This is a genomic window from Romboutsia timonensis, assembly GCF_900106845.1.
In the GTDB taxonomy this organism is placed as follows: domain Bacteria; phylum Bacillota; class Clostridia; order Peptostreptococcales; family Peptostreptococcaceae; genus Romboutsia; species Romboutsia timonensis.
In genome coordinates this window covers 2,198,064-2,212,593 of the sequence record NZ_LT629850.1, presented here as the reverse complement: position 1 = coordinate 2,212,593, position 14,530 = coordinate 2,198,064, and the positions used below count along the sequence as shown (strand labels likewise).

General features: G+C 27.0%; 15 protein-coding genes and 1 pseudogene. 12 read left to right on the top strand and 4 right to left on the bottom strand.

What is annotated here, in order from left to right; translation table 11 throughout:
- Positions 1 to 72 precede the first annotated feature (72 nt).
- The 8 genes from BN7997_RS13165 (at position 73) to BN7997_RS13130 (ending at position 6,941) form a co-directional block, all read left to right on the top strand.
- On the top strand, positions 73 to 228 hold the full coding sequence (locus BN7997_RS13165) for a YqzL family protein (protein WP_071121203.1): 156 nt from the start codon (positions 73 to 75) through the stop codon (positions 226 to 228).
- Positions 194 to 967, top strand: a complete 774-nt coding sequence (gene recO / locus BN7997_RS13160) for a DNA repair protein RecO (protein WP_071121202.1) — start codon at positions 194 to 196, stop codon at positions 965 to 967. The genes BN7997_RS13165 and recO overlap by 35 nt, the downstream gene beginning before the upstream one ends.
- The gene (locus tag BN7997_RS13155; protein WP_071121201.1) at positions 960 to 1,562 is read left to right on the top strand and encodes a DUF4342 domain-containing protein; all 603 of its coding nucleotides are present in this window, start codon (positions 960 to 962) and stop codon (positions 1,560 to 1,562) included. Before recO ends, BN7997_RS13155 begins: the two co-directional genes overlap by 8 nt.
- A 129-nt stretch (positions 1,563 to 1,691) precedes the next feature.
- Positions 1,692 to 2,570 (top strand): glycine--tRNA ligase subunit alpha, encoded by an 879-nt coding sequence (gene glyQ / locus BN7997_RS13150; RefSeq protein WP_071121200.1) that lies wholly within the window; start codon positions 1,692 to 1,694, stop codon positions 2,568 to 2,570.
- Complete coding sequence (gene glyS / locus BN7997_RS13145; protein WP_071121199.1) at positions 2,570 to 4,636, top strand: glycine--tRNA ligase subunit beta; 2,067 nt, start codon at positions 2,570 to 2,572, stop codon at positions 4,634 to 4,636. Before glyQ ends, glyS begins: the two co-directional genes overlap by 1 nt.
- Positions 4,637 to 5,055: 419 nt before the next feature.
- The gene (locus BN7997_RS13140) at positions 5,056 to 5,694 is read left to right on the top strand and encodes a transcriptional regulator CcpN (protein ID WP_071121198.1); all 639 of its coding nucleotides are present in this window, start codon (positions 5,056 to 5,058) and stop codon (positions 5,692 to 5,694) included.
- 10 nt (positions 5,695 to 5,704) lie between these two features.
- Positions 5,705 to 6,541, top strand: a complete 837-nt coding sequence (locus BN7997_RS13135) for a pyruvate, water dikinase regulatory protein (RefSeq protein ID WP_071121197.1) — start codon at positions 5,705 to 5,707, stop codon at positions 6,539 to 6,541.
- A 151-nt stretch (positions 6,542 to 6,692) separates the two neighbouring features.
- Positions 6,693 to 6,941, top strand: coding sequence for a zinc ribbon domain-containing protein (locus tag BN7997_RS13130; RefSeq protein WP_071121196.1), 249 nt, complete (start codon positions 6,693 to 6,695; stop codon positions 6,939 to 6,941).
- Between the two features lie 20 nt (positions 6,942 to 6,961).
- On the opposite strand, the gene BN7997_RS13125 is transcribed toward BN7997_RS13130, so the two are convergent.
- On the bottom strand, positions 6,962 to 9,130 hold the full coding sequence (locus BN7997_RS13125) for a DNA topoisomerase (protein ID WP_071121195.1): 2,169 nt from the start codon (positions 9,128 to 9,130) through the stop codon (positions 6,962 to 6,964).
- Positions 9,131 to 9,209: 79 nt separating this feature from the next.
- Positions 9,210 to 9,836: a hypothetical protein gene (locus BN7997_RS13120; RefSeq protein ID WP_071121194.1), complete on the bottom strand. Its 627-nt coding sequence runs from the start codon at positions 9,834 to 9,836 to the stop codon at positions 9,210 to 9,212.
- Between the two features lie 211 nt (positions 9,837 to 10,047).
- On the opposite strand from BN7997_RS13120, the gene BN7997_RS13115 reads away from it, so the two are divergent.
- Positions 10,048 to 10,455: a hypothetical protein gene (locus BN7997_RS13115; protein WP_071121193.1), complete on the top strand. Its 408-nt coding sequence runs from the start codon at positions 10,048 to 10,050 to the stop codon at positions 10,453 to 10,455.
- A gap of 301 nt (positions 10,456 to 10,756) precedes the next feature.
- On the opposite strand, the pseudogene BN7997_RS13110 reads toward BN7997_RS13115, so the two are convergent.
- Positions 10,757 to 11,002 (bottom strand): annotated as a pseudogene (locus BN7997_RS13110) (manganese catalase family protein); the annotation flags it as partial.
- Between the two features lie 579 nt (positions 11,003 to 11,581).
- Between BN7997_RS13110 and BN7997_RS13105 the strand changes: the two are divergent.
- The 3 genes from BN7997_RS13105 (at position 11,582) to BN7997_RS13095 (ending at position 13,852) form a co-directional block, all read left to right on the top strand.
- Positions 11,582 to 11,854, top strand: coding sequence for a hypothetical protein (locus tag BN7997_RS13105; protein ID WP_071121191.1), 273 nt, complete (start codon positions 11,582 to 11,584; stop codon positions 11,852 to 11,854).
- Entirely contained in the window at positions 11,820 to 12,341 is a 522-nt protein-coding gene (locus BN7997_RS13100; protein ID WP_071121190.1) for a hypothetical protein, read from the top strand. The genes BN7997_RS13105 and BN7997_RS13100 overlap by 35 nt, the downstream gene beginning before the upstream one ends.
- A gap of 131 nt (positions 12,342 to 12,472) precedes the next feature.
- Positions 12,473 to 13,852, top strand: coding sequence for a DNA adenine methylase (locus tag BN7997_RS13095; protein WP_071121189.1), 1,380 nt, complete (start codon positions 12,473 to 12,475; stop codon positions 13,850 to 13,852).
- A 39-nt stretch (positions 13,853 to 13,891) separates the two neighbouring features.
- Here the strand turns inward: BN7997_RS13095 and BN7997_RS13090 are convergent, their stop codons facing one another.
- Complete coding sequence (locus BN7997_RS13090; RefSeq protein ID WP_071121188.1) at positions 13,892 to 14,476, bottom strand: BglII/BstYI family type II restriction endonuclease; 585 nt, start codon at positions 14,474 to 14,476, stop codon at positions 13,892 to 13,894.
- Positions 14,477 to 14,530 lie beyond the last annotated feature (54 nt).

Below are 14,530 nucleotides of genomic sequence, written 5' to 3'. Positions count from 1 at the left end.
TAACTTAATGTATTATTTACCCTCTTCTTACTAAGAATATAATTATAACCGTGAGAAGGGGGTTTTTTAAAAATGAACAATTTATGTTGGGAAGTTTTTAAAAAGACGGGTAGTATAGAAGCATATCTATATTTAAGTGACTGTAAAAACTTGCATGAAGAAACTGATGAGTTAAGGGAGATAGATAACACCGATGATAATACTGAACACCCAGGGGATAGTACTTAAAGCAGTAAGGTACAAAGAAAATGATGTTATATTAACTTTATTTACGCGTAAATTAGGAAAAGTATCTGCAATAGCTAAGGGAGCAAAACGAAATAAAAGTTCATTGCTTTCATCAGCGCAACTTTTTTCTTATGCAAACTATACATTAAAAAGAAAAGGAAATATGTATACAGTAAATCAAAGTGACACAATAAAAAGTTTTTATGATATTTCATATGATATAGAGGCATTTTCATATGCTACCTATATTACTAAACTTGTAGAAGGTTCTACATGCGAGAATCAAACTAATAATAGATTATTTATACTACTTGCCCAGACTCTATACTTATATACACAAGAAAATACAGATAAAAAGTTTATAACAAGGGCCTTTGAATTAAAATTTCTAGACTATATAGGCTTTAGACCAGTTGTGAACAGATGTAGTAGCTGTGGAAGTAAGAGTATAAAGTCAGCAATTTTCAATATATATGAAGGTGGCTTGTTATGTGATTTATGTAGTGAAAATACTGAAGAAAATATAAAATTAGATGTAACAACTATAAAGCTAATGGAATATATATTAAATAATGATATATTGACATGTAGCAAGGCTAAAGTATCTAAGTATATAACTTATGAACTAGAAAAAGTTCTAAAGCAATATTTAAATGTTTATATTGATAATGTAAACTTTAAATCGTTATACTTCTTAAAAGATATAGAAAATATTAAGGGAGCTGATAAGGGTGAGTAACGAAATTACAATAGAAAAGATTGATGCAGTAATACAAAGAGTGCCTAGTGCAACATATGCAGAGGCTAAACAAGCACTTATAGATCATAATGGAGATGTTATAGAATCTATAATAGCACTAGAATCTAATAAAACTACAATAGAAAGTAATTTATCAAAGAAGACTAAACAAGCTAAAAAAGCAGTAGAGGATATGTTTTCTAAAGATAGTGAAGATTTTAAAGAAATGAAAGAACAAGCAAAAGAATTACTTAAAAGAAGTAGTGTAATAAGAGTTATAATTGATAGAAATAATAAAGTTATAATGAATATACCGTTAACAGTAGGTGTAGTAGGTGTAGCATTACTTCCTATCTATACATTAGTTGGATTATCTGCAGCAGTTATAGGAAAGTGTAGAATAAAAATACAAAATGAAGATGATGGCAGTATAGTTGATTTAGGTGAACTAAATGAAGAAAAACTTAATATGTTAAAGCAAATGCTAGTTAACACAGCCAAAGAAGTAAAAGATGTTGTAGTAGATAATAAAAAAGATGATAAAGATATAACTGACGAACTTATCAATGAAGATGATGAGAATTTAAATAAATAGGATTACCATTTACATTGACAAATATTGTTTAATTTGATATTCTAAAAGTTAGAAAATAGCTATTAAAGGCCTTTCGTGTAGACGAAAGGCTTTGTTATATTAAGCAATTTTATTAAAGGAGGTATTATTATGAATTTTCAAGATATGATACTTACATTGCAAAATTATTGGTCTAAACAAGGATGTATAATGATGCAACCTTACGATGTAGAAAAAGGTGCGGGAACAATGAATCCTAACACTTTTTTAAGATCATTAGGGCCAGAACCTTGGAAGGTTTGCTATGTAGAACCATCTAGAAGACCGGCTGATGGTAGATATGGTGAAAATCCAAATAGATTATATCAACATCACCAATTCCAAGTTATATTAAAGCCATCTCCAGATAACATTCAAGAATTATATTTAGGAAGCTTAAAAGCTATCGGTATAGATCCAAATGAACATGATATAAGATTTGTTGAGGATAACTGGGAATCAACTACAGTTGGAGCTTGGGGACTTGGTTGGGAAGTATGGTTAGATGGTATGGAAATAACTCAATTTACATATTTCCAACAAGTTGGTGGTATAGAATGTGAACTTGAAACAGGAGAAATTACATATGGTCTAGAAAGATTAGCAATGTATATCCAAGAAGTTGACAGCGTTTATGATTTAAAATGGAATGATGAAATGACTTATGGAGATATATTTAAATCTGCTGAATACGAAAACTCTATGTATGCATTTGAAGAATGTGATGCAGATATGTTATTTAACTTATTTGATATATATGAAAAAGAAGGTCTTAAGTTAATGGAAAAAGGTCTAGTAATTCCAGCTTATGACTATGTACTAAAATGTTCTCATGCATTTAATACTTTAGATGCAAGAGGAGCTGTAGGGGTTAGCCAAAGGGCATCTTTCATAGGAAGAGTTAGAAATATGTCAAGAAATGTTGCTGCAGCATTTGTAAAGCAAAGGGAAGAAATGGGATTCCCACTTTTAAAGAGAGGTGATAAATAATGAATAACTACCTTTTATTTGAAGTTGGTGTTGAAGAATTACCATCAAGATTTGTAAGTAGTACCTTAGATCAAATAAAGAGCAACTTAACTAAGATGTTCAATGAAAATAGAATCGAATTTAGTGATATAAAAACATACGGAACTCCAAGAAGATTAACTTTTATAGTTGAAAATATAAGTGAAAGACAAAGTAACTTAGAAGAAGAAGTTAAAGGACCTTCAAAGAAAATAGCATTAGATGCTGATGGAAACTTTACAAAACCTGCACTTGGGTTTATGAAGAGTAAAGGTCTTAAAGAAGAAGATGTTGTTTTCAAAACTGTAGGAAAAGATGAATACATATTTGGAACAATAAGACAAGAAGGTAAAGAAACTAGTGAAGTATTAAAAACTATATTACCTGAAGCAGTAAAAAATGTAACTTTCCCTAAAGCTATGCGTTGGGGTGGAAGAAACATGAGATTTGCAAGACCTATAAGATGGATGGTTACTTTACTAAATGACAATGTACTTGAAATAGATTTAGAAGGAATAAAATCATCTAATATAACAAAAGGTCATAGATTCTTAGGACAAAGTGAATTTGAAGTAAATTCATTAGAAGATTACTTAACAAAGTTAGAAGAAAACTTTGTAATACTTGACCAAGATAAGAGAAAAGAAATGATAAGAAAGCAATGTATAGAAGTTGCTAAATCTTTAGGTGGAGAAGTTGAGTTTGACGAAGATTTATTAGAAGAAGTAACTTACTTAGTTGAATACCCAACAGCATTTTATGGAGAATTCAATGAAGATTATGTAAAACTTCCAAAAGAAGTTGTTACAACTCCAATGCAACAACACCAAAGATACTTCCCTGTTGTTAAAGATGGAAAATTACTTCCTAACTTTATAGCAGTTAGAAATGGTAATGATTATAGAATAGACAAAGTTAAAGCTGGTAATGAAAAAGTTTTAGTTGCTAGACTTGAAGATGCATTATTCTTCTATAAAGAAGATACTAAAAAGAGTTTAGAAAGCTATATAGAAAAGTTAAAGAGTGTAGTATTCCAAGCTAAACTTGGAACAGTATACGATAAAACTTTAAGAATAGAAAATTTAAGTTCTAATATAATAGATTTATTAAACTTACAACAAGATAAAGAAGATGCAAAAAGAGCAGCTAAGCTTTGTAAGGCAGATTTAGTTACAGGTATGGTATTCGAATTTACAGAACTTCAAGGTATAATGGGTAGAGAGTATGCTAGAGTAAGTGGTGAAAATGAAGCTGTTTGCGAAGCTATATTTGAACACTATTTACCAAGATTTGCAGGAGATATACTTCCAAAAACTAATGCAGGTATAGCTTTATCTATAGCTGATAAATTAGATTCTATAGCTGGATTCTTTGCAATAGGAATACAACCAACTGGTTCTCAAGACCCATATGCTTTAAGACGTCAAGCGTTAGGTGTGCTTAATATATTAATGGATAGTAAATTAGATATAAGCTTAAAGGAATTAGTTGAGTTAGCATTAAATAACTACTCTAATTTAGAGTTTAATAAAGAAGAAGTAGTAAATTCTATTATGGAATTCTTTAAAGAAAGAATAAAAAATCTATTTAGAGATTTAGGTATAAGATATGATGTAATAGATGCAGTGTTAAGCTCAGAAATAAATGATATATCAGATATGCACTTAAGAGCTACTGAACTTAATAACTGGTTAGATAAAGATGAGCTAGTTGAAATGTTAACTGCGTTTAACAGAGTCTCTACATTAGCTCAAAAAGCTGTATCTAGTGATGTTAATGAACAATTATTAACAGAAGATGCTGAAATAAACTTATACAAAGAATTTAATAATATAAAAGTTAAAGTTAAAGAATTATTAAATGATAAAAAATATAGTGAAGCTCTAGATAGCTTTGCATCATTAAGACCATCTATAGATGCTATGTTTGATAGTGTAATGGTAATGGATAAGGATGAAGCTATAAAGAATAACAGATTAGGATTATTAAAGCAAATATATGACACAATGCTAAGCATATGTGATTTATCTAAAATAGTATATAAATAATAAATAGGGGGATATTGATTCCTCCTATTATTTTTTAAAGATAAATTATAGATTAATTTTAAGATACTGTATTTACTAAATCTAAATATTAAAATAAAATTTAGATATTAGATATTAGATATTAGATATTAGATATTAGATATTAGATATTAGATATTAGATATTATTCTACGAAAAAATATAGTTTGATAGAAAATATAAAAATACGTTAAATATAGATTAGTATAATGAATTATATACTATAATATAAAATAAATAAAATAATTTAGATTATTATTTAAAATAAACAATACTAATAAAGCATAAAAAACAAAATGTATTAAATATTATAAATGCAATATATATTTTAAAAAATTACAAAAAGTATATATATAATATAAAGTATATTTAGTGAAAGTGTATATCATATTTGAAAGAAGGTGACTATTATTCAACTTAATCCTAGGCAATTAAAAATAATAGACATAGTAAAAGAAAATGAACCTATAACAAGTGAGAGTATAGCTTCTATCTTAAATGTAACTCGTGCTACATTAAGATCGGATTTAGCTATTCTTACGATGACAGGTATATTAGATGCAAGACCAAAGGTTGGATATTTCTACTCAGGCATAAGTGGTGCTAGTTTAGTAGGTAATAAAATAAAAGATAAAAAAGTAAAAGATATAATGAGTATGCCTGTAGTTATAAAGCAAGATACAAATATATACGATTCTATAGTTACAATGTTTTTATCTGATGTAGGTAGCGTATTTATAATAGATGAAAATGAAAATTTATGTGGTATAGTATCTAGAAAAGATTTATTAAAAGCTACAATAGGAAGTGCAGATATAAATAAAATGCCAGTAGGTATGGTAATGACTAGAACTCCTAATGTTATAACTACAAATAAAGAAGATGATGTAGTATTAGCAGCTAAAAAGATAATAGAGCATGAAGTTGACTCTATTCCAGTAGTTGAAATTAATGAAGAGGATACAAATCAGATTAAAGTAATAGGTAGACTATCTAAGACTAATATAACGAAATTATTTTTAGAGATAGCTGATAATTAAGGAGGAATAGATGGATAATTTAATTATATATGTCATATCAGACTCAGTTGGGGAAACTGCACAACAAGTTACAAAAGCTGCATTGTCTCAATTTAATGCAGAAAATGATTGTGAAATAAGAAGGTTTCCATATGTAGCTGATGAGAAGTTTTTAATGGAAGTTTTAGAAAGTGGTAAAAATGAAGGAGCTATAATAGTATATACTTTAGTTTCAGAAAATTTATTAAATATAGCTAAGAACTTCTGTGATAAAGAAGAATTAAGTCATGTAGATTTAATGACTCCTTTACTTAAGCAAATATCAAATAAAACTGGTGTAAAACCGAAAAGAGAACCAGGAATTATAAGAAAATTAGATGAAAGCTATTTTAAAAGAGTTGAAGCTATAGAATTTGCAGTTAAATATGACGATGGAAAAGATCCAAGAGGAATATTAAAATCAGATATAGTACTTTTAGGTATATCAAGAACATCTAAGACACCTCTTAGTATGTATCTAGCAAATAAAAATATAAAGGTTGCAAATGTACCATTAGTACCTGAAATACCAATACCAAAAGAAGTATTTGAAATAGACCCTAAAAAAATTATAGGATTAACTAATACGCCAGAAAAACTTAATTCTATAAGACAAGAAAGGTTAAAAGCATTAGGTTTATCAAGCAACGCAAGTTATGCTAACCTAGAAAGAATACTTCAAGAATTAGATTATTCAGAAAAAATAATGAAAAAGGCTGGATGTCCTGTAATAGATGTTTCTAATAAAGCTATAGAAGAAACAGCAGGTATAATACTAGATATAATGAAAGAGAATGGTCTAAAGATATATAAAGATAGTGATAAATAAAAAATATTATTAATAATATAGATTAAATATATGATATAAAGAATAAAACCCTTTTAATTATAAATATGTGTAAGCACTATAACTAGTCAAATGCATAGATTAATATAAGGGTTTTTATTTATTTAAATTTTAATTTCAGGGGGGATACTATATGACTAAATGTCCAAGATGTGGGAAAGATGTATCATCTCGTCCGGGAACAATTTGCCCAAGATGTGGACTTAGAGTATATGAGGTTAATGAAAAGGTAAGATGTCCAGAACCTAGTTGCAGAGCATTAGTATCTAAAAAGTTAGATTATTGTCCTAAGTGTGGGTGTAAGTTAAAGGGATATAGTTTTTCAGATTTTATAAAAATGGCAAGGTCTAAAATAGATGAAACTTTGAATGATAAATTTTAAGGTTGCTAAAATTAGCAACCTTATATTTCTAGATCCCAACCAAAATATCCATTGTCTTTTTTAGAATATCTTAACGTGGCATCGAATTTATTACCTTGTTTTGAAGTAAGTGATTTTACTTTAGCAGAGCCATTTTTTAGAATGCTTTTTACCATAGTTTTATTAGGTTTTTTCTTATAGTATTCTAAGAACTTATCATTTTTCCAAATTCCAAATTTACATTCATTATAGTTTTTACATATAAATCCTTTTTCTATTTCAACAACATCATTTTGACATATAGGACACTTTCCTAATGACTCATTATTAGCTTTATTTTCTTTAGATGTACTTGATTTAGATTTAATACTAGATTCTTTAGAGAATTTTTTAGTTTTTGGATTATAACTGTAAGTTTCTGTACTAATATTTTTTGGCGTATCTCTTTTTATAAGTTCAACATTATTAAATATAAATGTCATTATATTATTTAAATATTCTTTTCTTGTAAACTGACCTTTTTGTATATCACTTAAACTTTTTTCAAGTTTACCAGTATAATCAACATCGAATAATTCTTTAACTGGGAATATCTCGACTAAATTTTTTCCTAAATCAGTTATAAAATATGATTTTCCTTTTTTTCCAACATATCCAACCTGAGAAATTTTTTTTAAAACGTCAGCACGAGTAGCAGAAGTTCCTATAGAATAACCAGATAACACAGTAGTATCATCATCAGGAACATTTTTACCACAGCTTTTCATAGCTTTAAGTAAAGTATCCTCTGTATATGGTTTAGGAGGAGTAGTTTGCTTAGTTAATGGTTTAATTTCTAAAACTTCAACTATATCATTAACATATACACTTGGAAGTAAATCATCTTTTTCCTCTTTTTTATATACTTCTAAATATCCCTTAGATTTAAGAACCTTACCCTTAGTTAAAAATATATTTGAATCTACATCAGTTTTAATTTCAGTATTTTCATATTCAGCAGGCGGCATAAAGTTTGCAATAAATCTATCTTTTATAGCGTTATAAACTATTTGTTCATCAGGTGTTAATTTAGTAGGTATTATATAAGTAGGTATTATAGCACTATGGCTATCTACTTTAGAAGAGTCAAAAACTCTTTTAGTTTTAGTAAATTTAATTTTATTTTCATATTCAAGACCTACTTTTAGCTTATCTAAAGTTTGAGAAACTTTAGAAGCTAGGCTTTCTTCTAAGTATATTGAATCAGTTCTAGGATAAGTTATATATCCACCTTTTCCGCTACCTTCGTAAAGTGATTGGCACACACTTAATACTTTATCAGAGGTAAAGTTTGAATATTTAGAAGTAATATATCCTTGAAGAGAAGTTAAACTAAAAAGTTTAGGAGCATATTCTTTAGAGGTAGTAATTTTTTTATCTATAATCTTACCTTCATTAGAATTTATGCTATTTATAACTTTGTTAACTTCTTCTATATCATCAAATTTAATTTCTTTTCCTTTTATATATTTTCCTTTGTATTCACCGTTTTTAGATTTAAAATTACCTTCTATTTCATAATAAGTTTTAGGTACAAAGTTTAAAATCTCCATATCCCTGTCATAAACTAATTTAACAGTTGGAAGGATAACACGTCCTATATTTAATAGTTTTCCATTACCATATTTTAAAGTAGCAACAGAAGTGAAATTTATACCTATTAACCAGTCAGTTATAAGTCTAGTATATCCTGCGGCTTGTAAGTTTCTCATATCAACATCATCTTTTAAATTATTCATACCACGAGTTATATCTTCTGGAGTCCATTCATTAACTAAAATTCTTTTTACTGGTTTCTTATTTTTAGCTAATAAAAATATTAAAAAGGAGATAAGTTCTCCCTCTCTATCATTATCAGTTGCATTTATTATATATTCTATGTCATCTCTATGTATAAGATTTTTAACAATATCAAATTGTTTCTTTTTAGAACTATCCACTTTAAATTTAAATTTATCTTGAGGGATAAATGGAAAGTTATTTAACTTCCATGAACCCGAATATTTATCTTTATCATAATCTTTCATATCATATAAACCAACTAAGTGACCAACAGCATATGTAACTATATACCCGTTGCCTTCAAAGTATCCATCACATCGAGTTTTAGCGCCTAAAAATGATGCAATGGTTTTAGCTACAGAGGGTTTTTCTGCTAATATAAGTTTCATAGTAAAACCTCCTTTTATACTCACTTATATATTATAATTTTATATGATATCACAAAAAAATAAAAGACTGCAAGGCAGTCTAAAAATTATAATTAAAGTTATTGTTATTATTCGTTAGTCCTTTTAAATAACAGCTAATAAAGCTATCATCATAAGGAGAATTCATTAAATCAACAAATGATATATGAGTAACATTATTAGGATTAAGCTGTTTCATATGATAATTTAAAACTATTCCAGATACTGAACATGATGATATTGGATTAATATATATTTTTTGAGTATCTGATAGAGAAGTAAATATTTCATAGGTTTTATCATTATCAATTAAGTATGAATAATTTACAATAGAATCTAAATTTTCATACTTACTACATAAATTAGCTAGACAATCTAATTCATTTAAATTTGGATAAGTATCTTTGTAACCACCTAAAATTATATATACATTATCTTTATATAAATATCTAAAAGAAGTCATTAATTTATAAATCTGATCATTTAATTCAATTGGTAGATATAAATATAGAGGATGAGAATCATCCACTAAAATATTATGGTCTACTAGTAAATTGCTTAATGAATTGGTATCAATATTATAACTATTATTTATATCATTAAAAATTAAATACAAATTACCGTATAAATTAACATTGTATATACTTTCTAGTTTTAGTTTCATCCAAGGTATAGGTAGTAAATTCATTATATCCCTCCAAAATATAAAGAGTGTGTTTAATAGTTTATATTCTATGAAAAATATCGTATTCCTTCTTAGTATGTATACTTAGAAGTATAAAATAATTATTTCAAAAATTTAAAGATATAATAATTTTTATAGCGTATAAATAAGACCATATATTGAAAATAATAATACAGTAGAATTAATAATTAAACAAAAGATAAGGAGTGAAGTTATGAATGTAATAACTGATTTCTATCAATTTAAATATAGTAGGGATTCATATTATATAGATTTATTTATAAACACAAAAGCTCTTTTAATTATTGAACAAGCTTTAGATGAAATTTTATCTAGTTTTTATACAACTAAAGATGAGCAATGTGCATATATGAGACTTAAGGAACTATTTAAATCATCTAGAGAAGCTACAAATTCCATGTATGCAGAGGTAAGAATGAATAAATGCTATATAAAGTATATTAAGAATCTTTATTGTTATTTTGCATCTAGAATTGAATATGCGCCACTTAAAATATTAAATGAATACTTACAGGTATTTATGATTGAAGATATAGAAAACATATCAGCTTTTATTAATTTAAATGAAGATATAAAAGTAAGGGTCTTATCTAATATATAAATATTTATATAGGAAAATAAATGTAATTTTTAAAATATATAAAATATAAAAAGTTCTTACAAATTAATATAAGGGCTTTTTATGTTTTATATTATTAATAATAAATATAAAAAATTCGCTTCGCTCATGTCGCCAACGACTTCGTCCGTTGCTCAAAATCTTTTTTACGCTCAAAACCAGTTGATTGATATTACTTACATTCATAAATTATCCACATTTTTTTAATATTATAATATCCTTAAGCGTAAAAAAGCAACGTATTTTAAATAAAACTTGTATACGTTGCTGTAAAAACTAAATTTTAGAATACATGTTGACTTTCATTAAGGTCATAAACATCCATTAAAGCTTCCCCAAATCTTTGATAATGAACGATTTCTCTTTCTCCTAAGAATCTTAAAACATTTATTATATCTACATCATCAGTTAAGTTTATAAGATGATAATAAGTTGCTAAAGCTTTTTGTTCAGCAGCCATATCTTCATGTAAATCAGTTACAGGGTCTCCCATTACAGCTATATAAGCTGTTGTAAAAGGAACTCCATTTGCATCAGATAAAGAAACATATAACCAATATTAAGTAAAAACTTAATAGGTGGTTATTTTTTTATTTTACCACAAAAAGGTTGTATAGTGGAAGAACGTTAGACCTAGAGCAATGTGGACACTCGACAGGGAACACCACAAGAGCCAACTAAACGTTTGGGTAATCAATCCCAATTGCATATAGATATGACTAGTACCATATTGAAGGGCAAAGAGTAGTAACCTTGGACTACAAAAATAACAGGAGTGGGTTGGAAGTCTGATTTGAGGGCAGTATCATTTATAACGTGGCTATGGGGTCAGATGTAGCAGGTATTAAATTACTGACACAGATATTGTAATAGCTTGTACTAGTCCGTAACGTTGTATGGTCGTAACATACCTATCCTAACTAGGATAATTGAAAAGGAGAGCTACTCACAATTATCTGTGGGTAACTATGTCCAAATGGCTAAGCCTTCAAGGATAATCAGTTTAGGTTACTAGAAGTTAATAGGTCTTAGTAAAATATGAAAATTGGATATAGTTGATATATTTAATAATAAAAGAGCTAGATGATATGAAGATTGGAGATATAAGATGAAAAGTAAAAAAACAGGTATGAGTATGACAGGAACAAAGAATGTATTTATAGAAAGGAAGAAACAAGAAATAAAACCTATAGGATGTGCATGTGATAAATGTCTATATTATAATAGAGAAATATATAGATTTGGTAAGGCAACAGTAAATAGAAAGCATTGCATAAAGTTTACACTAGTAGAAGGATATAACGATAATAGGAATAATGAGAGCAATAAAAAAAGAATAAGAAATAATGAAAATAAAATATATAAACAAAAAAGAATATAATAAGTTATATAGTATATTTTTAGAAGTGTTTAATATAGACTATAGAGAATATGAACCAGATGTTATAGATAGATGTATAGTAAAAGATACAATAAAGCTCATAGATAGAATAACTACTAATGAATGTAAAAAACTATTAGGTAGAATAGGCATAAAGAAGTATAGTAACTTAAAAGAAAAAGAAGTAAAGGAGCTTTTAAAAAGTCACCTACCGAATGTAGCTCCAGAAATAGTGTTAAAGATATATAGGGAGCATCAAGTTAAATTAGATATGTTTGCTTACGAAGTTTGTGAAGTATTAAATATATCAAAATGGAGATTTAATAAAATTAAATATAACTTGAAAATATCTGGAACACAAGTTGTAAATATTAGTTGCAAACCTAAGATAGTTAATAAATATGATAGAAGGTTTATATATGAAATTAAATCATCCAGTTTAATACCAGATAGTAAAATAATTAATAACTTTATAGAAAGAATATAATTATGAAATTTACAGCATATATTAAAAAAGATAAAAAATGATAAAAATATGATATAATGTATAAGTTATTGACAAAATAATATATATTATATACATTTTTTAAATCAATTAGAGAAAGGAAGAAATGGAAGTTGTTAGTATTAAGTGAAAATATACCAAGTTTAGTAAAATACATGGGTTCAAAGACTGAAATTATTAATTATGTCGTAAGAGGATTAAATGAAGTTCATAAAGAAAATCAAGCAGTATGTGACTTATTTGCAGGTTCGAGTACACTAGCTGGAGCATTAAGAAGTAATAACATAAAGTTCATATCTAATGACATACAAATTTACTCAAGTATTTTCACGAAAACATACTTATCTCAATTTGATTGGAATGTATATCCTACAGCTGAAGATATAGTGAAAGATGCTGAGCAAATTGTAGAAAGTTGGATAAATGAATTTAACTATTATTGGGAAAAATCCAATTATGAAGTAGAATTTAATTTATCAAAATTTAATGAAGTAGAGAAATTTCAACAAGATTTAAATGAAGATGAACAATTTTATAATACTATTAAAAATAGTTCTAAAGAAGAAATATTGAGATATCACTTATTTGCCAAAGAATACTCAGGAACATATTGGAGCTTTAGACAATGTGTATGGATTGATGCATTTAGATGCATAGCAGATAAGTATTCTAATATAGAACCATTATACAATTTAATTTTATCTTGTACAATGTATGCTATGGCTTATAATTCGCAAAGTACAGGTCATTATGCACAATATAGGAAAGCTGAAAAAGATAGCTCTATGGAAGATATATTGATATATAGAAAAAAAAGTATGTCAGAGTTTTTCATTAGAAAATATAATGAGATTAAAGCAAATATGATAGATAATAATTGTAAAGTAGAAACATACTCTTTATCTTACGAAGACTGTATAAGTCAAATAGATAGTGGAACTCTAGTATATGCAGACCCACCATATTGTTCAGTCCATTATTCAAGATTTTATCACATTTTAGAAACTTTTGTTAAATATGATTATCCTAAAATTAGATATGGTGGAAGATATAGAACAGATAGACACCAGTCACCATTCTGTATATTAACAAAAGTGAGAAGTGCGTTTAAAGATATGTTCATTAATTTAAAAGATAATGATTGTGAATTAGTATTAAGTTATTCAAACAGTTCAACTTGTATGATTACTTTAGAAACTATATTATTGGACGCATATTGTATATTTAATAATATTGAACTTGATGAAGAATTATATTTAAGTAATATTAAATCATATGTTGAAAAAGAAGAACAAAGTCAAATATATAGAGATATTGAAATTGATGAAATTAATATTAATATCAATAGCTTATTAAATATCGATAACATAAACTTAAATTATGAAGTAACACTTAAATTATTTGAACACTATCATTCAACTATGGGAAGAACTGAAGAGAGAAAGAAAAATGTATTAGAAACACTAATAATAGTTAAAAAAATAAACAAGTAACTTATAGAGTAATACAAAAATGTATTACTCTATTTTTATTTATTCTTCATATAGACTATCAGATATACCAAAAGCTAATACTGGACAGCCACCAGCACCGTTAGACTGTATTCTAGGGATGAGTTTATTCATATGAGTAGTAGAAGAACCATAAGAGTCGCCCTTTCCTAAAGTCTTAAATATTTCTTGTAAGCTAGAACAACGAGTGATTATAACACCAACACTTATTGTATTTAAATCAAATAATAGTCTAAAGTTATTTAAATCCCTATCAAAAAATGGGTCTTTATTATTCCATTCAACCTCTACAGCTACATTATTTTTATAACAATCAACACCATGAGTTGGAATTGAAACTGAATTGCCATCAACGTCTATATTGACTTTGAACCATTTTTCTTCCCAGCCTAATTTATAAAACTCGGAGTCTAAAGCATTAGCAATAGGCGATTTTCTACCACCTTTTTTTATTATATCTTCTCTTTTTAATTTGAAATTACTTAGTATATTAACTATTTCATCAAATTCTTGTCTAAAATCACAATAAAGTATAGATGTAGCATAGTTCCATTCATAAATTTCATAATTTTGTCTTATATTTTCAGGTAATAAATCTATAGCCACTAAAACACCTCCTTCCATAATATACTTACATTATATTATAATATAATGTAAAAT